This window comes from Undibacterium sp. RuTC16W, from assembly GCF_049339445.1.
Lineage (GTDB): Bacteria > Pseudomonadota > Gammaproteobacteria > Burkholderiales > Burkholderiaceae_D > Undibacterium.
Window position 1 is genome coordinate 140,896 of record NZ_JBMPPE010000004.1, and the last position, 22,833, is coordinate 163,728.

The 22,833-nt window shown below is 49.2% G+C and carries 18 protein-coding genes; 13 read left to right on the forward strand and 5 right to left on the reverse strand.

The window, feature by feature from the left end; all coding sequences use genetic code 11:
- Positions 1 to 62: 62 nt before the first annotated feature.
- Complete coding sequence (ppnN, locus tag ACO0K4_RS09580; protein ID WP_422956401.1) at positions 63 to 1,433, forward strand: nucleotide 5'-monophosphate nucleosidase PpnN; 1,371 nt, start codon at positions 63 to 65, stop codon at positions 1,431 to 1,433.
- Between the two features lie 103 nt (positions 1,434 to 1,536).
- Positions 1,537 to 2,490 carry a chemotaxis protein gene (locus tag ACO0K4_RS09585; RefSeq protein WP_422956634.1) on the forward strand — a complete coding sequence of 318 codons (954 nt, stop codon included), beginning with the start codon at positions 1,537 to 1,539 and terminating at the stop codon, positions 2,488 to 2,490.
- 174 nt (positions 2,491 to 2,664) lie between these two features.
- Here the strand turns inward: ACO0K4_RS09585 and ACO0K4_RS09590 are convergent, their stop codons facing one another.
- Positions 2,665 to 3,111 (reverse strand): hypothetical protein, encoded by a 447-nt coding sequence (locus ACO0K4_RS09590; RefSeq protein WP_422956402.1) that lies wholly within the window; start codon positions 3,109 to 3,111, stop codon positions 2,665 to 2,667.
- A gap of 289 nt (positions 3,112 to 3,400) precedes the next feature.
- On the opposite strand from ACO0K4_RS09590, the gene ACO0K4_RS09595 reads away from it, so the two are divergent.
- The 3 genes from ACO0K4_RS09595 (at position 3,401) to ACO0K4_RS09605 (ending at position 5,704) form a co-directional block, all read left to right on the forward strand.
- The gene (locus ACO0K4_RS09595) at positions 3,401 to 3,625 is read left to right on the forward strand and encodes a hypothetical protein (RefSeq protein WP_422956403.1); all 225 of its coding nucleotides are present in this window, start codon (positions 3,401 to 3,403) and stop codon (positions 3,623 to 3,625) included.
- Position 3,626: 1 nt separating this feature from the next.
- Positions 3,627 to 4,268 (forward strand): CatA-like O-acetyltransferase, encoded by a 642-nt coding sequence (locus ACO0K4_RS09600; RefSeq protein WP_422956404.1) that lies wholly within the window; start codon positions 3,627 to 3,629, stop codon positions 4,266 to 4,268.
- Between the two features lie 155 nt (positions 4,269 to 4,423).
- Entirely contained in the window at positions 4,424 to 5,704 is a 1,281-nt protein-coding gene (locus ACO0K4_RS09605; RefSeq protein ID WP_422956405.1) for a DEAD/DEAH box helicase, read from the forward strand.
- 46 nt (positions 5,705 to 5,750) lie between these two features.
- On the opposite strand, the gene ACO0K4_RS09610 is transcribed toward ACO0K4_RS09605, so the two are convergent.
- Both ACO0K4_RS09610 and ACO0K4_RS09615 read right to left on the reverse strand, forming a co-directional pair.
- Positions 5,751 to 6,275: a hypothetical protein gene (locus ACO0K4_RS09610; RefSeq protein ID WP_422956406.1), complete on the reverse strand. Its 525-nt coding sequence runs from the start codon at positions 6,273 to 6,275 to the stop codon at positions 5,751 to 5,753.
- Between the two features lie 362 nt (positions 6,276 to 6,637).
- A complete protein-coding gene (locus ACO0K4_RS09615) occupies positions 6,638 to 7,345 on the reverse strand; it encodes a TetR/AcrR family transcriptional regulator (RefSeq protein WP_422956407.1) in 708 nt (235 codons plus the stop codon).
- 682 nt (positions 7,346 to 8,027) lie between these two features.
- Here ACO0K4_RS09615 and ACO0K4_RS09620 point away from each other — a divergent pair.
- The 5 genes from ACO0K4_RS09620 (at position 8,028) to ACO0K4_RS09640 (ending at position 16,609) form a co-directional block, all read left to right on the forward strand.
- Positions 8,028 to 8,696 (forward strand): TetR/AcrR family transcriptional regulator, encoded by a 669-nt coding sequence (locus ACO0K4_RS09620; protein ID WP_422956408.1) that lies wholly within the window; start codon positions 8,028 to 8,030, stop codon positions 8,694 to 8,696.
- 383 nt (positions 8,697 to 9,079) lie between these two features.
- Positions 9,080 to 10,192, forward strand: a complete 1,113-nt coding sequence (locus ACO0K4_RS09625) for an efflux RND transporter periplasmic adaptor subunit (RefSeq protein WP_422956409.1) — start codon at positions 9,080 to 9,082, stop codon at positions 10,190 to 10,192.
- Complete coding sequence (locus ACO0K4_RS09630; RefSeq protein ID WP_422956410.1) at positions 10,189 to 13,242, forward strand: efflux RND transporter permease subunit; 3,054 nt, start codon at positions 10,189 to 10,191, stop codon at positions 13,240 to 13,242. Before ACO0K4_RS09625 ends, ACO0K4_RS09630 begins: the two co-directional genes overlap by 4 nt.
- Before the next feature lie 27 nt (positions 13,243 to 13,269).
- Complete coding sequence (locus tag ACO0K4_RS09635) at positions 13,270 to 14,634, forward strand: TolC family outer membrane protein (protein ID WP_422956411.1); 1,365 nt, start codon at positions 13,270 to 13,272, stop codon at positions 14,632 to 14,634.
- Between the two features lie 70 nt (positions 14,635 to 14,704).
- The gene (locus ACO0K4_RS09640) at positions 14,705 to 16,609 is read left to right on the forward strand and encodes an AI-2E family transporter (RefSeq protein WP_422956412.1); all 1,905 of its coding nucleotides are present in this window, start codon (positions 14,705 to 14,707) and stop codon (positions 16,607 to 16,609) included.
- Between the two features lie 96 nt (positions 16,610 to 16,705).
- On the opposite strand, the gene ACO0K4_RS09645 is transcribed toward ACO0K4_RS09640, so the two are convergent.
- Positions 16,706 to 17,239 (reverse strand): sugar O-acetyltransferase, encoded by a 534-nt coding sequence (locus ACO0K4_RS09645; protein ID WP_422956413.1) that lies wholly within the window; start codon positions 17,237 to 17,239, stop codon positions 16,706 to 16,708.
- Positions 17,239 to 18,600, reverse strand: coding sequence for a CDP-diacylglycerol--serine O-phosphatidyltransferase (pssA, locus tag ACO0K4_RS09650; protein ID WP_422956414.1), 1,362 nt, complete (start codon positions 18,598 to 18,600; stop codon positions 17,239 to 17,241). Before pssA ends, ACO0K4_RS09645 begins: the two co-directional genes overlap by 1 nt.
- A gap of 161 nt (positions 18,601 to 18,761) precedes the next feature.
- Between pssA and ACO0K4_RS09655 the strand changes: the two genes are divergently transcribed.
- From ACO0K4_RS09655 to ACO0K4_RS09665, 3 genes are all read left to right on the forward strand, one after another.
- Entirely contained in the window at positions 18,762 to 19,277 is a 516-nt protein-coding gene (locus tag ACO0K4_RS09655) for an FKBP-type peptidyl-prolyl cis-trans isomerase (protein WP_422956415.1), read from the forward strand.
- 398 nt (positions 19,278 to 19,675) lie between these two features.
- Positions 19,676 to 20,284: a hypothetical protein gene (locus ACO0K4_RS09660; protein ID WP_422956416.1), complete on the forward strand. Its 609-nt coding sequence runs from the start codon at positions 19,676 to 19,678 to the stop codon at positions 20,282 to 20,284.
- 523 nt (positions 20,285 to 20,807) lie between these two features.
- Positions 20,808 to 22,805, forward strand: a complete 1,998-nt coding sequence (locus ACO0K4_RS09665) for a CocE/NonD family hydrolase (protein WP_422956417.1) — start codon at positions 20,808 to 20,810, stop codon at positions 22,803 to 22,805.
- The last annotated feature ends 28 nt before the right edge of the window (positions 22,806 to 22,833 follow it).

The following is a 22,833-nucleotide window of genomic DNA, read 5'->3' on the forward strand; positions in this document are numbered from 1 at the left end:
TCTGTATGACAGCAGGTCATCTCGCCGATGTAAAAATAAAATTAAAAGAAAGCATGCATTTCATGGAATACCCTGTTATTGACACCCAAATTTCACCAGATGGTCGCCTTGAAATTTTATCTAAGGCCGAGGTGCAAAAATTACTCGATACCAGCCACAGTGGCTTGTATCAACTGTTTCGCCGTTGTTCGTTGGCCGTATTAAATTGTGGTAGTGGTCTGGACGACGGTAAGGAATTACTGGAGCGTTACCAGAGCTTCGATATCAGCATTGTGCAGCGTGAACGTGGCATCAAGCTTGATGTGAAGGGGGCTCCCGCCAGCGCTTTCGTCGACGGTGTGATGATCAAAGGCATACAGGAACACCTGTTCACCGTGTTGCGCGATATATTGTTCATTCATGGCGAGATAGAAGACAGTCCGAAGTTTGACCTCGATACCACCGAAGGTATCAGCGACGCTGTATTCCATATTTTGCGCAACGCCAATGTACTGCGCCCACAGACCAATCCGAACATGGTCGTGTGCTGGGGCGGACACTCAATCTCCGGTGTCGAATATGACTACACCAAAGAGGTCGGTTACCAGATGGGTTTGCGCGCACTGGATATTTGCACAGGTTGCGGTCCCGGTGCGATGAAAGGCCCGATGAAAGGCGCAACTATAGGTCATGCAAAACAGCGCATACTAAGTGGGCGTTATCTGGGAATCACTGAGCCGGGCATTATAGCCGCCGAGGCGCCGAATCCGATTGTCAATGATTTGATTATTTTGCCGGATATCGAAAAACGTCTTGAGGCTTTTGTCCGTGTCGGACATGCTATCGTGGTATTTCCCGGCGGTGCAGGCACTGCTGAAGAGATTTTGTATATCTTAGGTATTTTGTTGCATCCAGAAAATGCGGATTTGCCTTTCCCGCTAATTTTTACCGGACCAGAGAGTGCCAGGGACTATTTCCGTCAGATTGATCAGTTTATCAGTGATACTTTGGGCGCCGACGCCCAAGCTAAGTATCAGATTATCGTAAATGATCCGGCGCTGGTCGCACAGGAAGTGCAGGCGGGAATTAAAAAGGTCAGGGAATTCAGAAAAGCCAGAGGCGATGCGTATTATTTCAATTGGCTTCTGAAAATTGATACCGAGTTTCAGAAACCTTTTGATCCTACGCACGATAATATGCGTAATCTGGAATTGCATAAAAATCAAAAAAATCATCTGCTAGCCGCTAACTTACGCAGAGCCTTCTCCGGCGTTGTGGCGGGAAATGTCAAAGATCAGGGAATCCGTGCGATTGAAAAGCACGGCCACTTCGAAATCAGAGGCGATGTTGCACTGATGGAATCGATGGATGCTTTATTAAATTCATTTGTTGCGCAAAATCGTATGAAACTTCCTGGTAAAGCGTACACACCGTGTTACCGCGTTATAAAATAAGTGCTGGCAGCACAATTTGATGTAGTCAGAGGAACTCAGTAATACTTCTCTCTGACTGTAAACATGATCGACTCCCTAACCTTTGAGGATGACAGACATGAGTATCAGTAGCGTACAACAGGAAGTTGATGAACGCACCAACCTGACTGGTTCTAATAAATTCGAGTTGCTTCTGTTTCGTCTGGGCGGCGATGTCACTGGTGATCGCTCAGAGTTATTTGGTATCAATGTGTTTAAAGTGCGTGAGATTGTCGCCATGCCCGTTATCACGGCGGTAGCAGGTTCCTTACCACATAATCTCGGTGTTGTTAATTTGCGAGGACAAATCATCCCGGTGATTGACTTGCCTTCGGTTGTCGGCTGCAAACCGAAGACTGGCCTCAATATCATGCTCGTCACTGAATATGCGCGCTCAACTCAAGGTTTTGCAGTGGAATCAGTCGAAGAAATTGTTCGCTTAGACTGGAGTCAGGTATTGTCAGCCGAGTCAAGTGCAGGCGGTGGTATGGTAACTAGTATTGCGCGGCTTGACGGAGATGTTGAGGATACCCGTTTAGCACAAGTGCTTGATGTTGAGCAAATTCTGCGTCAGATCGCTCCCAAGGGCGGAAAAGATGTTGATCCTGAAACGATAGGATCAAAAATTATTATCAAGCCAGGTACGGCTATTTTGGCCGCGGATGACTCTGCGGTTGCTCGCGGGCTGGTTGAGCAAGCGTTAAATGCCATGGGCTTGCCATTCATCATGACTAAAACCGGACGCGAAGCATGGGAACGGTTGCAGGCAATCTCTGCGGCCGCTCAGGCTGAAGGTAAGACCGTGTATGACAAGGTAGCCATGGTATTGACCGATCTGGAAATGCCGGAAATGGATGGATTTACTCTCACCCGTAATATCAAGCAGGATGACAGATTTAAATCCTTGCCGGTAGTTATTCATTCGTCCTTGTCCGGATCAACCAATGAAGATCATGTCCGCAGTGTCGGTGCGGATGCCTATGTGGCAAAATTCGTGGCAGAAGAACTGGCGGCGACGATACGTGAAGTTTTACGTTGAAACGATGATCTAACAGCATAGAGAGTCTGGATGCCGGTGGGTATTACGGCTCACTGGCATGTAAAACATAAAGGGCGCCGTCAGCGCCCTTTATGTTTAGAGCTAATCGCATTTATTTCGTCAATTTGTCATCAATTATTCGTTAATTTTATAGATAAACAATAGTCAGGCAGATTAGCGGTCTGCGGGGGCTTGTGCCGGGACCCGTTGCCAGCCAGATGGGCAGCTTTTTATTGCGGGGTAAAATCCATCCGGATTATGGCAATAGTACCAGTCGCCGTTGCCTTGCTGTGGTGCGCTGGGACTGGCATAAGTAGTCGTGCTAGTCGAAGTACTTGTGATCGCCGGACCTGAGTAGCTTTGTTCAATGTAGACAGTCTGGGGAACGGTCGTTACTACCGGTGCGACAACAACTTCTGGATAATAGCGGTAAGTAGTCGGATAATAGTAAGGGCTACCGTAGTAGTAGCTACTTCTGACGATGGGAAATGGGTTGACATAAAGTCCTACACCCCAGCGCGGACCATGATAAAAATGAGGGTGATCTGCCCAGGCGATGTTGCTGCTCGCTGCAGCAAGTAGCGCCAGCGAGCAAAGTACGGATTTTGTCCAGTTCATCATTAACCTTTTCAGTAAAATATAACTATAAGCATAGCAAGTTTAGGACGAAATGCATCGTCGTGCAGATCGAATTACAGCTTGTTACCAAATGAACCATCAATAAACAAACTCGTTACTTGAGGCAACACAGTGCCCGGTAACGTAGTATGAATACCACGAACGATTTATAGGCTTAATACGCTTAATGCGCTTAAAGTGTTTAATTTGTTTAGCACAGCGTATAAGTGATAAACAGGATGCAGAGCGAAGTCAGGCTCTCCTTCCCACACCAACAGACTAAGGAACCAGCATGACCTATGAAGAATATTTAGATGAAGTTACCACCTTAATGACCGAGATGTATGATCTCAGCGATCAGGCAGCAATTAAGTATGTGATGCGTGCTCAGGCCGCAGACTATTTCAGTTTGCACGATGATCATCCTGAGATGCGTACTCAGGAGCGTGCAGTACAAGATGCGAAAATAGTCTTCGAACAAAGGAATAAATCACGCCCGGAAATTTATCATAAATAGCATGAAGACCGTTCTGGATCTCGCTACCTGGAACCGGCGCGAGCACTTTGCCTATTTTTCGCAATTTGAAGAACCTTTTCACGGTATCGTCGCCCATGTGGATTGCACTTGGGCACGGCAATATTGTAAAGAGCAGAAGTTATCATTCTTCTTGTTTTATCTGTACCAGATAGTAAAAGCCGTCAATCAAACCGATGCTATGCGATACCGGATTGAAGACGGGAAGGTCGTCGATTACGCCAGGATTAATGCATCTGCAACGGTGCAGCGTGATGATCATACCTTCGCCTTTTGTGATTTTCCGTTTGATCCCTCGTTTTCAGTATTTGTTTCGGGTGCCGAGGCGGCAATGACGTGTGCTCGGCAAACTAGCGGCTTAGGTTTTAATGCAGAAATGGTCCGCAATGACGTCATCCATTTTTCCGCGATCCCCTGGATCAGTTTTACCGGACTTACCCATGCCAGGCAATTTAAGGAAAAAGACAGTGTGCCAAAAATCTCAGTCGGGAAATACCATGAGCAAGACGGTAAACTCATGATGCCGGTCGCTGTTTTTGCCAATCACGCTTTAGTAGATGCCTATCATGTTCATTTGTTTTTGCAAAAACTCGAATCCCTGATGGGGCAACCGCCAGAATACTGAATTTAGCCAAATCTAGCCGATCCTGGCCGATAGCATCGCCGCTGATATTGTCTATGGATGAGGCTGCGATTGAAATACACTTTGAGCTCGCTCTCACCTTGGATAATCACAGCACGCTGTGTTGCCTTACCTTACCTCTTTTGGGTACCCTTGTTATGTCATTTTCTTCACTTGGTTTATCTGCCGCACTGATCAATGCAGCGCATGAGCGGGCTTATCGCGAACCCACGCCTATTCAGACTACCGCGATTCCTGCCATTTTAGCGGGATGCGATGTGCTGGCATCGGCTCAGACCGGATCTGGCAAGACCGCAGCTTTTTGCCTGCCTTTGCTGCAAACCTTGGCGAACAAGCCACGTGGTGAGGCCAGAGCCGTTCAGACATTGATTCTGGTGCCTACCCGCGAACTGGCAACCCAAGTCGGGGAGACTTTACGCATTCTGGCGCAACATCTGCCACAGCCTGTCAAACTCGCAGTGCTGTTCGGCGGCATATCGATTAATCCGCAGATGATGCATTTACGCGGAGGCGCGGATATCGTGATTGCCACGCCGGGACGTTTGCTTGATCTGGTATCGCAGAATGCGCTGCAACTTTCTGCGGTACGCACGCTGGTCTTGGATGAAGCCGATCGCCTGCTTGAATTAGGCTTCGCAGATGAATTGAACCAGGTTGTAAGATTACTGCCAGCACAAAGACAAAATTTGTTTTTCTCCGCGACTTTTTCTCCTCAGGTTACGCTGCTGGCAACGAGTATGCTGCACGACCCTGTTCAGATTGAGATCGCAACCACAGCGGATACAGCGCCCGATATTCAGCAGCGGGCAATTGTGGTCGATGCTAAACAACGTGCGCAGTTATTGCGGCACCTGATTACCAGCGAAAAATGGCCACGTGTGCTGGTTTTTGTCGCGACTAAATATGCAGCCGATCTGATTTCGACCAAACTGCGTCGTGCCGACATCAATGCCGAAGCCTTTCATGGTGAACAAAGTCAGGGTAAGCGTAGCCAGGTACTCAGCGATTTCAAAGCATCTCGCCTCAAGGTAGTGATCGCGACCGACGTAGCAGCGCGCGGTATCGATGTCAGCCAGCTCCCGGTGGTGGTGAACTACGATTTACCGCGCTCTAGTGACGATTACACACACCGTATCGGACGTACCGGCAGAGCAGGAGAGTCGGGCCTTGCCATCAGTTTCGTCTGTGCCGACAGCGCAAATGAAGCGCATTTTCGATTGATAGAGCAACGACATAAAATCAAAGTGGCGCGCGAGCATATTCCTGGTTTCGAGCCCTCATTTGATGGCGCGGCATCCGGCCCGGCGGCATCTGGAGACACTGTCGTTGTTGCGGTCAGTGATCCGAATGGGGGTATCAAAGGAAAACGTCCGAGCAAGAAAGATAAGTTGCGCGCTCTTGCCGCTAAATCGGAGTAATTTTCGAATATTTTTATTGATCCCGAAATATTTATTTGGGGCATTTCTATTTTGACCATCGCCAAGTACAAATTAAGTAAGCGATGCCGTCATAACTTGATCCCGCCCTATCTGCCGCGATACAGTGTTCTGTCGGCTCTTGTAAGAGGTGATTGCCAAGCTCATTGTGATCAATTTGTGCTAAGCCGAATGCCATAGTGACTGAAATTTGTGTATCCTTGCTCAGTATAATCACTCGCACAACTTTCTCCGTCAGACGTTTCGCGACATTGGAGCCTGTCCTAAACTCAGTGTTAAACGCCACGGAAAAAATCACAGCACCTTCAATAACAGCAACACCACCGGCGACTAAGTCGTCGGCGCCAGCGGCTGTAATTCCAGCAGCAGATACGGCACTGTCACCAACACAGGCATAAAAGTTTGATCCATGCCTTGATGGAATTCGTACTTGAGCGCGCCTAGTGACAGGTCGTGGCCTGGTGCGACGTAGGTATGCCAGTTCGTATGCGGTTAACGGTTCGCCACGCAACCTGATGCAATCTGGCTTTTGCAACACTGTCCAGCTTGCCATGGCACATTGCGATGCCAGCAGTGATCTGCTTGAGCTGGAAGTGACCGAAGGAGCCAATGTGGTCGCCTTTGGTTGGAGCCTCTTAGCGACACTACGCAAGCATACAGGGCGCCACTACCAAATTGGGTATTGAACGTAAGGCATCGCAAAGGATGATTTGATAGCTTAAACAGTAGCTCAGGAAATATTGTCCTGGTTTATTGCCTGTGTAAGGTGCAAAGGCTGTGTATTTTTTGTTCGATTTTCACGCGACGCTAAAGAATTGCCAACTGTTTTGTAGATTTATCAGGCGAAAGATCATTAACTAAATTCAATGCGGTCGACAACATTGAGGGGGGCGCTAATCATGCTCCCTGGTTGACTCAGGACTTGCCGGATCCACCTACCTGCGTTCGTGCGCGTTCCAGTGTGCGTTGCAAAATGGATTGGTCGTCAAACACAATAGTTGGAAGCGTAGCTGCAGCGAGACGAGTGGCCACTCGCTTCTCCACACCTAGTCCGCGTAGTAAGGCTAACAGCATTGCTTCAGGGTAGTCAGGTGTTGAATTGTCTTGCACCAGTGAGTTGACCGCACCAAACGTCGCACCGACCATGAGGTCGAAGGCAACTCTTTTCGTACATAAAAACTTATCCTGAGCAACGCACATTTCTATATCTCTTGAGATAAAGGTAATTCCATGTAAGGACTTGCCCAGGGTAGGCCAATGCAGACGCGATAAAAAATTACCAAGCAAAGGATAATCACGTACCGCATGCAACAATAGCCGGCAGCCGTAAGTAATACGTACAACTGGATCTTCATATTGCAATACAACCGGATCGATTACATCCAGTAACTCGTTACTTATTTCCTCGGCTACTGCCTCCAGTAGCTCTTTGTTTGTGCGGAAATAGTTGTAAAACGAACCGCGTGACATGCCAGCCAATGCGATGACTTCATCGATGACGGCTGATTCGGGCCCTTTGTTTGCAAAGACCAGCAATGCGCTTTCGAGCAGACGTGCACGTGCTTTTTCACGACGTTCTGCGCCTACTCGTGTTCTATGATTTTCTGGTTGTTCGGATTTCATTCGCTTAAATGCTTGAAATATAATTTTTCATTATACGTTGAAACTTTAATTGACATCAACGTCAAAATGACAGTATCGATAATTAAAGAGAAGATTTTTTCTGAGTACTTGATCAGAGATGAATTATATTGATCATCAACACTGAATGAAATCTGTCCAGAGGGGGCTACTCGAAGCATCAACACTATCAGCGCTTATGTAATGTTGGCATCGCTAATTTGCGACCATGTATTTTTTTTAGAACTTACGCAAACCGATAAGTTGCCTTTCACTATACAAGTGGAAGTCGTATGCTATATGCGGCTTCCAGAGATAATTTCGTGCCAGAAGGCTCATTCTGCTTGGGTTCCATTTAATATCAAAATTCAAGGGACTGCTTGCTCCTGCTTTTACCCGTATCTCAGTGTCTCTGTGATGAGTGGTTTTAGTTTTTGCGTAAGTCTTACTTTTAGGTGTTTGCACTTTATTGGAGATAAACGATGTTACGAAAATCTTAGCGTGATGACTTTCCAATATTTTTTTGATTTCTTGAGAAAATCCAATAACGCCTTTATTTAAATTGACACTATCGTCAGTTTGGATAAAATGTCATTTATTGGTTGACTTAATATATACGCAGGAAGTGATGGGCACCATCCGGCAATGCATAGCCAATCGCTGGTTGTGACTGCCAGGACAAAATATGAGAGCTGAAGGAACACAAGATCATCGCAGCCGTGTGGCTGCCGAGCGTCGCGAGAAGACGCGCACAAAACTGCTGCAAAGCGCGCTACACGTCCTCTCAAAGAAAGGGTCGCAAGCCCTGATCGGAGATGTTATTGAGCAGGCTGGAGTCGCGCGCGGTTCCTTTTACAATTATTTTAAAACCTATGATGAACTGTTGGTCGCGCTTGCCATCGAAATAAATAATGAACTGCTGGGCGCCATTGATCCTATCGTACAGTGCTGTCCAGAGCCAATTGAACGGATCTCTTGCGGAGCGCGTTTGCTGCTGCATGCAGTGATCAGATTTCCTCAATTTGCCTCCTATATATACCGCTTGCCCGCCTCCGCAGCGAACAGTAGTTTGCTTGGGATTCGCTTTCTGACACGTGACGTTGCGCTTGGTGTCATGGTGGACCAGTTCCAGCGCGTCAGACAGAGGGCCGCCATCGACCTTGTAGTGGGCGTCATGTTCAGTGCTGCCTATTCGCTGGCCAGGGATGTGCTGGACCCCGGCTATCCAGAAGCGATCGTAAAGGCCATGCTGCAAGGGCTGGGGGGGGGGGAACTTGAGGCGGGAAAAATTGTTGGGCTGCCTCTGCCGGATCTGGTCTTGCCAGCTACATCTATCTTGCAATTTGCCAAATAGTTGCGGACATAGTTCCTGAATTCGTCGTTTTCCCTATCTGCTCGTTCCCAATTTTCTCCAGGCTCTACGCCTTCACATTTGTCAATCCATATCGCTGGATTGCCGATTGCACGACCGCGATTATTTTCTTCCAGTGACGTTGATCCAGATTGTCTTGATCGTTTAAAATAATTTCAAATTAAATTAAACGTCAACATGACAAATATGTCGTTATGATGTATATTACTCCCACCTAAGATGGCAACAGACCTGTAATCACAGGTTCAGGCGAATGATGATCTGCCTTGATCAAGCCATTGGGGAGAACCGCAATGGCTTACGCACATGCCATGAGGATGTCGTCGGCATTCGCCGATACGCAGTACCCGACAGGAGGACGGAAAATGTTTAAATACAATCGATCAGCAATACTTACAATCATGGCGGCGCATATCCTTGCAGGCTGCGCCCCCTCTCAACCACCGGAGCATGAAGATGTGCGCCCAGTGCGGACGCTCATTGCAGGCCGGACCACAGGTTCGGTAGGTGCCAACTATTCAGGTGAAATTCGTTCCCGGTACGAAAGCCAGCTTGGCTTTCGTACTGGAGGCAAGATTGTTGCGCGCCTGGTTGAAGTTGGTAGTCACGTCAAGCGTGGCCAGCCACTGCTGCAACTTGATCCATCACAGGAAATGCTGATGGTGAATGCTGCCGGTGCTGATGTCGATGCTGCACGCAGCCGTGTCGCGCAGTCGAAAATTGATGTTCAACGTGCCCAGCAATTGCTGGCAAAAAACTTTGCATCGCAGGCGGAACTTGATAACCAGCGTTTGGCACTGGACCAGGCCGAGGCGCAACTGCGTTCGGCGCAAGCCCGTCAGCAAATGAACGCCAATTTGCGGGGCTTCACAACCCTGGTAGCAGATCGCGATGGTGTCGTGAGCGCCATCAATGCAGAAGCTGGGTCGGTAGTTGCAGCGGGCCAGCCAGTCGTGACTATGGATGCCGATGGTGAGCGCGAGGTAACGATCAGTATCCCTGAGTCACGTGTGGATGAGCTACGCAAAGCCAAGTCACTGCAAGTGTCTGTCTGGGCTTATCCAGGCAAGGTCTGGAATGGCAGCTTACGTGAACTGGCTCCGGCCACCGACAGCGTGACGCGTACTTACTCGGCCCGCATCGCTATCGAGCAGCCCGATCCTGCCTTGCTGCGACTGGGTATGACCGCGTCGGTATTTGCTCCTGATATCGAAGGTAGCAGTGCAATCCGCTTGCCGCTGACGGCCATCGTCTATCACGAGGCCCAACGTCAGGTATGGATAGTCGATCCGAAAACGAAACGTGTTGCTGCCCGCAATATTCAATTGGGTGCAGCACAGAAAGACAGCGTGCTGATAGCCAGCGGACTGACTGGCGGAGAAATTGTCGTGACTGCCGGTGTGCACCAGCTGCATGCTGACCAGCAAGTCAAACTGGTCGATCAGGCACCCGTCGTCGCTTCGGGAGAGAGCAAATGAGCCGTATTAATCTCTCAGAATGGGCATTGAAGCATCAGCAGATGATTGCTTTTCTGCTGCTGCTTTTATCAGTAGCGGGTGCGTTGGCCTATAGCCGCCTGGGTCAGAAGGAAGACCCAGATTTTACGATCAAGACCATGGTGGTGCAAACCTATTGGCCGGGTAGCTCCGCACAACAAATGGCTGATCAGGTGACCGACAAGCTCGAGCGTGCTCTGCAGGGCGTGGCTGAAATTGACTATATGTCAACCTATGTCAAGCCGGGCGAAACACAGATAAAAATCAACCTGCGGGAAGATGTACCGCCGCGTGCTGTACCGGATGTCTGGTACCAGGTGCGCAAGAAGGTCAATGATATACGAGCCACCCTGCCACAGGGCGTGCAAGGGCCACTCTTCAATGACGAGTTCGGCGATACCTTTGGCAATTTGTATGCGATTACGGGCGATGGCTTCAGCTACGCCGACCTGCGCAAGATTGCCGATGATGCACGCAGCGAGATTCTGCGCGTGGATGACGTTAACAAAGTTGATCTGCTCGGCAAACAGGAAGAAAAAATTTATGTCGAGATTTCCAATGCAAAATTAGCTTCACTTGGCCTCGATCCAGCGCTGATTGCATCCACTCTGGCACAGGCGAACGCTGTAGCCGCCGCCGGGACAGTACAGACCTCGGCTGAACAGGTACGCCTGACCGTCAGTGGCGAATTCGACTCCGTTGAAGGCATACGTGCGATCGGTATTCGTGCCGGTCAACGCACCTTCAGGCTGGGTGATATCGCCGAAGTGCGACGCGGATTTGTCGAACCTGCCGTATCAAGGATGCGTTTCAATGGCAATGACGCGATCGGGCTGGCAGTGAGCATGCGCAAGGGTGGCGACGTCATTCATCTCGGTGCCAAACTGGACGAAACTGTTCGCAGAATTAAATCTAACCTTCCTGTAGGCGTGCAAATACATGCTGTCAGCGATCAGCCACATGTCGTTGAGCATTCGGTCCATGAATTCAAGAAGAGCCTGACCGAGGCGGTATTGATTGTACTTGCTGTGAGCTTCTTCTCATTAGGTTTGCGTACTGGCCTGGTGGTGGCGCTTTGTATTCCGCTGGTGCTGGCATTGACGTTCCTGGCCATGTATTTGCTCGGCATAGACTTGCAACGCATCTCCCTGGGTGCGCTGATTATCGCCCTTGGACTACTGGTCGATGACGCTATCATTGCAGTGGAAATGATGGCTTTGAAACTTGAGCAAGGTTGGGACAAATTCCGCGCTGCTACTTATGCGTACACCGCCACAGCTTTTCCTATGTTGACGGGTACACTCATCACAGCAGCCGGTTTTCTGCCGGTGGGATTTGCCAAATCTGGCACCGGCGAGTATGTGTACTCCCTGTTCCAGGTCGTGGGTATCTCACTCTTGCTGTCATGGATCGTCGCTGTCATTTTCACACCTTATATTGGCTACAAGTTGTTGAAGGAAAATGCACACGCATCACATGATGAGAATGCTGTCTATCAACGCGGTTTCTATGCGAAGTTTCGTTGGTTTGTGAATTTTTGTCTGGTGAAACGTCATTGGGTGATCGGTATCACACTGGCGGTTTTTGTTGCGTCTCTTATGTTGTTCAAAACAGTACCACAGCAGTTCTTCCCCGCATCTGATCGCCCTGAATTGATAGTAGATCTGTGGATGCCAAAGGCGGCTACCTTTGAAGCCAGCCAGAGCGAAGTGCGTGAACTGGAAAAACTCTTGAAGGATGATGCAGACATCGTTGCGGTAACCAGCTTCGTCGGCAATGGCGCTCCCCGTTTCTATTTGCCGCTGGATGCGCAAACGCCGAATATCAACCTCGGTGAAATGATGGTGATGACCAAAGGCGGTGAAGCACGTGAGCGCGCTGTGACAAAGATACAGGGGATTTTTGAAAACCGCCTGCCGAATGTCAGGGGCCGTGTCAATCGCCTGGAAAATGGGCCTCCTGTTGGCTACCCAGTGCAATTCCGTGTGTATGGCACTGACAACGCAAAGGTTCGTGCGATAGGTGAGCGTGTGGCGGCAATTGTACGCACCAACGCCTTTGTCCGTAATGTCAACAAGGACTGGGGCGAAAGTGTCAAGCGCATGCGGGTTGATGTAGACCAGGACAAGGCACGTGCACTGGGCATTAGTTCTTATCAGATCAAGGCTGCACTTGAAGCTTCGTTGTCTGGTACTCCGATTACTCAATTCCGTGAAGATGACCAAAACATTGACGTGGTTGCTCGCCTTATCGATGCGGAACGCACTGACCTCAACAATCTCAAGGATGCAAAGATTTATCTGCGCGATGGCAAATTTGTACCGGTCTCGCAAGTGGCCAGGCTCACACTCGATAGCGAAGACAGCGAGTTGTGGCGTCGTAACCGCATCCCAACGCTGACAGTGCGGGCTGACATTTCAGGCGCGCAGGCACCCGACGTAACAGCTGCATTGCAACCGAAGATAGAGGCGTTGGCGAAGGAATTGCCAATGGGCTACGGCATTGATGTTGGTGGTGCCGCTGAATCAAGCGCAAAGGCACAGCTTTCAGTAGCCGCCGTGATGCCCGCGACTATTATCGTGGTGCTGATACTGCTGATGATACAGCTGCAAGACATGAAAAAGATGGCACTGGTGCTGCTCACTGCGCCTTTGGGCCTGATAGGTGTAAGTGCCATTATGGCTGCCTTCCAAATCCCGTTCGGCTTTGTGGCGATGCTGGGAGTGATTGCTCTTGCCGGGATGATCATCCGTAACTCAGTGATCCTGGTCGTGCAGATAGATGAAGAAGTCGCAAATGGCATGCCGTTATGGACAGCTATCGTTGAATCTGCAGTGCGTCGCTTGCGCCCCATCCTGCTGACCGCGCTGGCTGCAATCCTGGCGATGGTGCCGCTGACCGAATCAGTGTTCTGGGGTCCTATGGCCTGGGCAATTATGGGTGGCCTGACGGTGGCGACTCTGCTGACCCTGGTTTTCCTGCCAGCGCTGTACGCGCTCTGTTATCGGGCGCAGCGCCCAATAGCAGCCTAATGACAAGTTAAAGGAAGAGATATTTCCATGAAAAAGATTACCCATATTTCCATGCGGGCGACGCAGGTTGCAATCTGCTTGCTGCTTGGCCTGAACGTTCCGCACGCTAGCGCCATCGATCTGGTTGCGGCTTATCGCCAGGCTTTGCAATATGATCCGGCCAGCCTGGCCGATAGTGAGGCGCTGACTGCAGGGCGCGAGAAGGCCGTGCAGGGTGATGCCCTGTTACGTCCGCGTATCAACCTCCAGGCAAACCTCAGCCGCATCCATGATCACTTCACGTCCGATGCTCCGTCAGCCATTTCGCCCTTGGTTCCAGCAGATAGCACGGGGACAGCGCGTCAGATGACGGTACAACTGGTCCAGCCACTGTACGATATGGCAGCCCGGGCAAACCGGCAGCAACTGCGGGAACAAACTGCGTTGTCACAATTCCAGTTCGATGCGTCGCGACAAGATCTTGTCTTGCGTGTGGCAGAAAACTATTTTGGCGTGTTAGTGGCGGAAGAGGCGCTCCGCGTGGTGCAGGCCGAACAGGACGCACTTCGCCATCAGCGCGATCGCGCCAAGGCGCGTATTGACATCGGCCAAGGCAAGATCACCGACGTGCAGGAAGCGCAGGCCAGGCTGGATGGTGTCAATGCACGCGCAGTCTCGGTACAGTCCGCACTGGAATTGAGACAGACCCAGTTCCGCGAGACTATTGGTGCGCAACCAGATCAACTCTCCCGACTGAATTCATCCCCACCTGTGCGGCCTGAGCCGGAAAATCTGCTCACCTGGCAGACCAAAGCGGAGAATCAAAGCAGCCTGGTAAAGAGTCGCCGTTCAGAACTAGATATTGCCAAAGCTGAAATTGACAAGTACCGCCTTGCCGGACGTCCAACTATAGATATTGTGGCCAGCTATGGTGCCAATGCACAGAGTGGCGGCCTCTCACCTCTGGTGGCACCCAATGGTGAACGGACCACCATCGTAGGCCTGCAATTGAATATCCCTTTGTATGCTGGCGGAGCACTTGATTCACGCCAGCGTGAATCAGTCGCCAAACGCTATCAGGCAGAGCACCAACTGGATGCCGCACGCCGAGACGTGCGCATCAAAGTACAAGATGGATTCCTTGCCGTGACGACCGGGGTGTCCCGTATCGCTGCCCTGGAGCAGGCCTTGGTATCGGCACGTAGCGCCCTTGAAGCAACCGTACTTGGCCGCGACGTTGGCACACGTACGCAGCTTGACGTTCTGGATGCGCAGCAGAGGTTATTTACGGCAGAGCTGGACCTGGTCCAGGCCCGTGCCGATTATCTTTTGGCACGCTTGCGTCTGGCCGCTGCAGCCGGCGAGTTGACCGAGGATAGTTTGCGCGCGCTGAGTGCCTGGCTGGCATCTTGAAGTAGCGATGTGGGTGGCTACGTAGTTACAGATGTCGTCGCCACGCACTATCCTTAAATTGGAGCAGTACATGAGCACCCAGGCAATATCTCAAGAGAGCACCAGTCAACTAAGCAAGATTATCGGCGCGGCACTGGTATTGGCACTACTTTACTTTGGCCGGGAGATGCTTATCCCCATTGCGCTGGCCATCCTGCTGAGTTTTTTGGTAGCACCAATGGTGCGCAGGCTAACGCGATTTGGAATGGGGAAGACAGGATCCGTTGCGACCAGCGTTCTTGTACTCACATTGGTAATTCTCACAACCGGCTCGCTAATCACCTCCCAATTAATACAAATGGGGTCCAGCCTCCCTCAATATGAAAGTACGATACATCATAAACTGGTGATGCTGGATCAGCTTACTCTGGGCAAGCTTGGTGATATTACCAAGCATTCAGATCGTGTATTTAATCAACTTTCAAGTAGTCAAAAGACGGATCACCTCTCAACTAGGACAGAGACTTTTCCAGAGGCTGCTGATGTCAGTAAACCAGTTTCCGTGGAGTTGCATGAGCCAACCTCTTCGCCCTTGCAAATTCTCACACGTATCGCCACCTCTGTCTGGGGACCAATAGAGACTGCTGGTATCGTGTTTGTTGTCCTGGTATTTGTATTGTTGGAACGTGAAGATCTGCGGGACCGGTTCATCAGACTGATCGGTAAGAATAACCTGCGAGCGACTACAGTCGCAGTCAATGACGCTGGCAACCGTCTGTCCCGATTTTTTGTGTCTCAACTCGGCCTGAATTTCCTGGTCGGCATGCTAATTTGTCTCGGGCTTACCATCATCGGTGTTCCGCAAGCCTTGCTATGGGGGATACTCACTGCATCACTACGATTCGTTCCCTACATAGGTGCATGGATTGCCGCTGCGTGCGCTACGTTACTGGCAGCTGCGATTTCACCGGACTGGACATTGGCAATCATGAGCTTTGCCTGGTTTGCTTGCGTCGAAGTGGTTATTTCGCAGCTTGTGGAACCCCGGCTTTATGGCCACGCAACTGGGTTATCACCACTCTCGGTAGTCATATCCGCCGTTTTCTGGAGTTGGATATGGGGACCCGTTGGCCTCATCCTGTCAACTCCGCTGACGCTTTGCCTGCTTGTGGCCGGGCACTATGTTGATGCGCTCAAATTCCTGGAAATTCTGCTCGGCGAAATTCCGGCATTGACCATGCCTGAGAACTTTTATCAACGTGCATTGGCGGGCGACGCGCAGGAAATCACTGGAAGTGCAAAACGTTTTCTCAAACGCAGGTCATTCAGCAGTTATTGTGATGTGGTGTTAACACCCGCTCTATACCTGGCACAAATGGACTTCATGAAGAGTGCTATCACCAGAGAAGAGGAATCAAGGGTTACAAATGTAGTCACCTCATTGCTGATCTCTATCGAAGAAAATAAAAAATGGTGGAAGAGAAATTCAAGTGTCACTTTGCTGGAAGGCGTTAACGCAGCACGGCATTTGCGGGCAAAACGCGAGCGCGATTTTGGTCAATGGCAGGGGTCATTGAATGTGCCCGCAGGTTCCATCATACTAATTATTGGCCTTGGTTCAGTAGCAAACGAATTTGCAGCAGAAATTCTGGTCAGAGTTCTCCGCGCGCAAAACCTGGACAGCAGACATCTTTCCCTGGAAGACCTGGAAGCCCCTCCGGAAGGTGAGATACCCTCCGACCTTATCGCCATGGTTTGCTTTGTTTCCGTCGATCCTCAAAAAGAGCAGCATCTCCTCGAAGCTTCAGTTTTAAAAAACTGTCAGCGCATGCCTCATGCAATAACGTTCGCGGTATGCCTGAATAACCCTTACCAAGAATTGAGTCAGGTCTCGCAGTTTATTCCCAGCACTCATCTAATTTTGCATTCATATGAGGACACGGTACAGGCTTGTATTGCAAATCTGCATAGGCATTCGAAAACTGAGACTGAATAGCATTTTGTATCCAGAGCTAGATCTTGAATAAAGAATTTTTATACATTTCCTGGAAGAAGAGTTTCCGATTCAGTCGCACTAAGTCCTGCGTTACTTCTACAGTGATCGGATAACTCGGCATGGGTTACCCGCCGCAACGACATCAGGCGGGACATCCTGAGTAACGACACTGCCAGCGCCGATGACTGAGCGCGCGCCGATACTGATTCCTGGCATGATGATGCTATTGCCGCCTATCCAGCAATCATCTCCCAAATGAATAGACGCGGCTAATTGCAATCCAGCCGCACGTTCAGCGGCATTAACGGGGTGTGTAGTGGTATATAAATGCACCGCAGGGCCGAGTAATACGCGGGCACCGATATGAATCGCGGCGGCGTCCAGCATGACACAATGATGATTCGCAAAAAAATCCTCACCGAGGAAGATATTTTTCCCGTAATCACAATAAAAATCCGGTTCGATAAACGCCGATGAAACAGCCCCAAATAGCTGCTGAAACAAGGGTTGCCGTTGCTTCATTTGTTGCACCGGAATGGCATTGATTTGCCTGCAAAGCTGTTTTGCCTGTTTGCGCGCAGAGAGATGCGATGGCAGTCGCGGGTTGAATGGTTCTAAAGCCTTTGTCATCACAGTACCCGGTACGCGAGTCTATCCATCCGGGTCCGGCTTAGACGTCCTAGCAGACGACGGACGGCGGGAGGGTAATCCAGCGTTTTTTCTATTTCACTGTAATGAGCGATCGCCTTGGTATGCTGAAAAATACTACGTAATTCGTCTTGTCTTTGCTCGGCTAATTCTTGTTCTGGGTCCCGTATTAATAAGGCGTTTTCCAGATCAAGCCGGAAGGCACGAGGATTCAGGTTGTTCCCGGTGACCAGCATGATGTGCTGGTCAATCCACATGCCTTTCAGATGGTAGGTATTGTCACCGTCTTTCCATAAATGCAGATGTAATTGTCTGCCTAATTCGGCCTGATGTGCTTTGGCAAAACGGCGTAAATTAGTTTCATACAAATAGGGTAGTGCACCTATCACTTTAAAGCGTTGCTCTGGTGGAATGTAGAAATCATTCGCCGTTTTGTCACCGACGATGATGTCGATGTTGACACCACGTTTCAGCGCACGATTGATCTCACGGGTCACAGCGAGAGGGAAATTGAAGTAGGGCGTACAAATCGTAATCTGTTCCCGGCTAGCTGCCAGCAACTGGCAGATGACCCGGTTTAAGGGGTTATTTTTTCCGACACCAACGAGCGGCGTTACTGTCAATTGCGGTATAGCAGGCGTGCTTGAGGGAGCGTAAGGTACATAGTAGCGGGCGCGCTTCAGTTGCTCCCTGAATTCGTGAATCTCGCGCCGGATGCTGCGGGTTGAGGGGATCTGCGGCGTATCTAATTTATGTACCGCTGCCGCAGCCAGAATATGTTCGCGTATGAACTGCACCATGCTATCGGCAAGATTTTTATTCTGTATCAGCAGATAGCGGTCATGGCGGTATTTATCCTGTTTATGCAAGTACACATTATTCAAACTTGCGCCGCTATAGATTACAACATCATCAATGACAAAACCTTTGAGATGCAGGACGCCGAATAGCTCGCGCGTTTGCACCGGGACGCCGTAGATCGGGACGTCGGTGGATTGCAGTAAGGCTTGATCCTGATACCAACCCGCATTGCCTGCTTGTTTATTCGCTTGTCTTGCCTCGCCGATTAAGCCGCGCTGCGCTCTGTGCCAATCAACCAGCACGCGGATATCCAGCGCCGGACGCAGGGCTTTTGCCGCATGCAGTGCGGCCAGAATTTCAGCACCGGCTTCATCATGCTGGAGATAAAGACTGCACAGATAAATGCGATGTCTGGCTCCCGCAATCTGTTGAAGAAGTTCCGCTCGATATGCCGCAGCGCTATGCAAGGTAGTGACCGAACTTGCTCTCAAAGGTATCAGCGGCAATTGATCCAGTGAATCACGTGAGTTGAACAAGGCCATGTAAATTAAACGCAAAATAGGGAAGGCATGATGGTAACACCGGAGTTTGTCAGAATGATTTCAACTTCTTGCCAATTTGCCACATCCATGGAAAATCCCGGATAATCTTAGATTATGATTTAGCCCATCGTAATTTTCATTTTAATGACAAGGTAAAGCACATGAAGTGTCGTCCGAATAAAGCGGGTGTCGCACTCGCCCTGCTGGTCGCCTCTCTATCAAGCGTAATGAGTAGCAGTGTTTATGCACAGTTCCGCAATGCACTACCTGACGCCACCAATGCCACCAACGCAGTCGATGGCCCGGTCATTGTGCCTGATGCGCCGGAGCAGGTAACGGCATTGATCAAGCACGATAGCCAGATTGGCAGTGGCGCTGAAGCGGTGTATGGCTCGTTGGTTGAGGTTCATTACACTGGCTGGCTGTATAAGCCGAAATCTCCCAGCCAGCGCGGCAGCAAATTTGACAGCTCACGCGACGCCGGACAAGTATTCCCTTTTCAGCTAGGCGCACGTCAGGTCATCAAGGGCTGGGACATGGGCGTCACGGGAATGAAAGTCGGCGGTAAACGTACCCTGATCATTCCGGGCTATCTGGGCTACAGCACAACTGGCTCGGGCTCCATTCCGCCGAATGCAGCATTGATTTTTGATATTGAGTTAGTGAGCGTGAAGTAATCGGGGCGGTTGTAAAGCCTAAAGCATAGAGTGGTGGACTGATAGCCGTTGATTCGTTGCGATACGCAGGCTGGATGCGGCTTTCAGAGGTATTTCGTGCCAGCAGGCGCATCTAGCCTGCGGGTTCTATGTCGGGAGCTTATAAACGCTCTTTCATCGATATTTCATGAAGTTAATTACTCCTTTACTTCTGCCTTTTCTCTGTGTGTCTGTGTGGTGAGGTGTATTGGTTTTTTGTTCCAATTCTATCGATACGATTTTTCAATTTGGAGGTTTTTAGAACCTATTCGAGATCCTTTTGCCAAAGCGCGATTAGGCTATCCAAAAGCGTATTTTTATTTTCAAGCCAATGATGATAAGTTTAATTTTTTCAACGATTTCTTCGTCATGCAAAATTTATGAAAATTGAAAAAACAACTGACTCACTCATTAAAAGCGCAGATAAAAAGATGGGGAAATTTATCATTCGCCTCATGATTCTTTTTGGTATTTCAGGAATGTTGTTCCCAAATAATTGGCGTCAGATATTCGGTGTGTTCGGCGAACCTATTGCATGGTGTGCAGAAACAATCCCATCAATTAAAAAAATCGCAACGGTATCGCCCATCAGTGAGTTGGTGCAGGGTTTCTTCGGAACTAGTTTTTTATTAATACCAATGCTTTACATTGTTTTTATCAGATTGGAAGTTGTAGGTTTGCGGTTTAGCCAAATGAAGAAGGAAAAACTATCAAAACCGTTATCTGTGCTGATAGTCTATTTTTTAGCTATCCCAATGTCTATTGGATTACTTTATGTAATTTACGCCTTACCAGGTGATGTTAATCTCGGCAATACCTACACCAGAGGGCAGTCTATGCTTAAGCTAATGATTTCGAACCGAATAACCATGTCATTAATTGGCGCATTTCTAATTGCAGGCGTCATATCTGTATTGTGGATATTAACAATTTACATATTCGGACCAATTTTATATTTAATCTCAAAGCCAAACCATGATAGCAACTAATCGAAAATTGATAGGGAAAAATGAAAAATTCGGTGTTATTTGTGACCTGCGTATGTTTGGTACTTTTGATTGTTATCGCTGGATGGGGAATTTATCTTTATATTCGGTCGAATAAAAAAAATCCTGAAAATAAAGAATTGCAAAATGAAACGAACCGCTTGGATTTAATATCTCGGTGGATTGTTGTCATTGGGCTAGTTGCTATTGGTATGTATACTTTTTTGAAATAAAGATAAAAGATGACAAACAAAGTAGGCGTTATTCTCGCAATTATTGGTGGCAGTGATTTAGTAAAGCGCTAAGAAGTGTCCTTTTATTGATAATCCACGGATTCAGTTTTTTCGTCTCTAAAGAAGAAACTCGAACCGGAAATAAAAATGAAGGCTCCGGCACTTTTTGCGATATTAACTGTCAAAAAGCTGGCCTCAAAAAACAATGCTGTTAAAAAACAGGCAGGCTAACCGCCCCGTAGAGGTAGACCGTGTCCTGCCTCTGAATTTACTCATCGTATTTGAAAGTGTTTATGTCAGCTTTACGCCCCTTATTGAAAGCCATCTGCTTCGCCTTTCCGCTGTCCTTTAGCATGCTGCCAATCTCTGCTTTTGCCGACAGCCTCAACAACCTGCAAGAGATGGACAAGGCAGACACAGACACCGCTAAGCCGAGTTTTCGCGAGAATTACACCAAGCACGAATATCGTATCCCCATGCGTGATGGCGTGAAGTTATTCACTGTTGTCTATGTTCCTAAAGATGCCAGCAAATCGTACCCATTTCTGATGAATCGCACGCCGTATAGCGCGGGGGTGCACGATCAGGGGGAATTGCATTACGGTGTTGATTTTTATCCGGCCTCTTTAGGGCCATCTAAAGACTTTGAGACGAGCGGTTATATTTTTGTGAACCAGGATGTGCGCGGGCGTTATATGTCTGAGGGGAAGTGGCAAGAGATGACGCCGCATCAAAAGGCTGCACGCGTCGCGGGGGAGGGTGTTGAGAGTCAGGATATGCATGATACGGTTGAGTGGCTGCTCAAAAATATCCCGGGCAATAATGGCAAGGTCGGCATCTGGGGCATCTCTTATCCGGGTTTCTATACGTCAGCCAGTGTGATTGATTCACATCCTGCGATCAAGGCCGCATCGCCGCAGGCACCTGTCACAGATTTGTTTATGGGGGATGATTCTTACCATGGCGGCGCCTTTATGCTGGCAGCGAATTTTGGTTTCTACGCGAGTTTTACGAATGAACAAAATCCGACAAATCTGCCGAAGCGCTGGGAGCAATTCGATTATGGAACTGAGAATGGCTATGACTATTTTTTATCGCATCTGACTTTAAAAAATATCACGAACCAGCTCAGTGACAAACAGCGTGAATTGCTGATGCCAACTATCTTGCATACGACCTATGATGATTTTTGGAAGCCATTGAATATCGCTCCTCACCTCAAAAATATTCATGCGGCTGTATTGACCGTTGGTGGCTGGTATGACGCCGAAGATCCGCAAGGGCCACTGACGACTTATCGCAGCATCAAGAAAAATAATAAAGGCATTTTTAATGGCATCGTCATGGGGCCGTGGGCGCATGGTGGTTGGGGGCGCGCCGATGGCAAGAGTCTGGGCAACGTGAATTTTGACGTTAAAACAGGGGACTACTATCGTAAAAATATTGTGTTCCCTTTCTTTGAACAGCATCTGAAAGGCGTGTCCGGTAAAGCGATTCCAGAAGCGCAGGTATTTGAAACCGGTACCAACGTCTGGCGCAGTTATGCAAGCTGGCCGCCGCAACAGGCACAGGCACGTACGCTATATCTTGGCGCAAACGGGCGCCTATCCTGGACTCAGCCAAAGGTGGATGGTAGCGATGTAGCATCCCAGTTTGACGAATATGTCAGTGATCCAAAAAAACCAGTTCCTTTCGTCGGCTACACGACCATCGGCGTGCCACAAGAATATCCGGTCGCTGATCAGCGTTTTGCCTCGACTCGTCCCGATGTACTGGTATACAAAACCGAACCGCTTGAAGAAGACGTCACGGTACTTGGTGAGATTTCACCCCGACTCTTCGTCTCGACTACGGGCACCGATGCTGACTGGGTGGTGAAGCTGATTGATGTTTATCCGAATGAGTATCCATCGGCTGCTACGTCAAGGAACCGCGTCAATGACGTGCCGCCACCGTCTGTGACCATGGCGGGTTATCAACAGCTGGTGCGTGGTGAACCGATGCGCGGCAAATTCCGTCAAAGTTTTGAGAAGCCAGTGCCTTTTGTTCCAGGACAAGTTGAGAGCCTGAACTACACGATGCCGGACATCAATCATACCTTCCGTCGCAGACACCGTATCATGGTGCAGATACAAAGCTCATGGTTTCCTCTGGTCGATTTAAACCCACAAAAATTTATGGAAATTCCAGAAGCAAAACCTGAAGATTTTCAAAAGGCGACACAGCGGGTATATCATGCACCCGGACAGTTTTCCGGGATCGCAGTGCAGGTATTGCCAGGTACAAAGTAGTAACGACATTGCGCTATCACAGAGACCT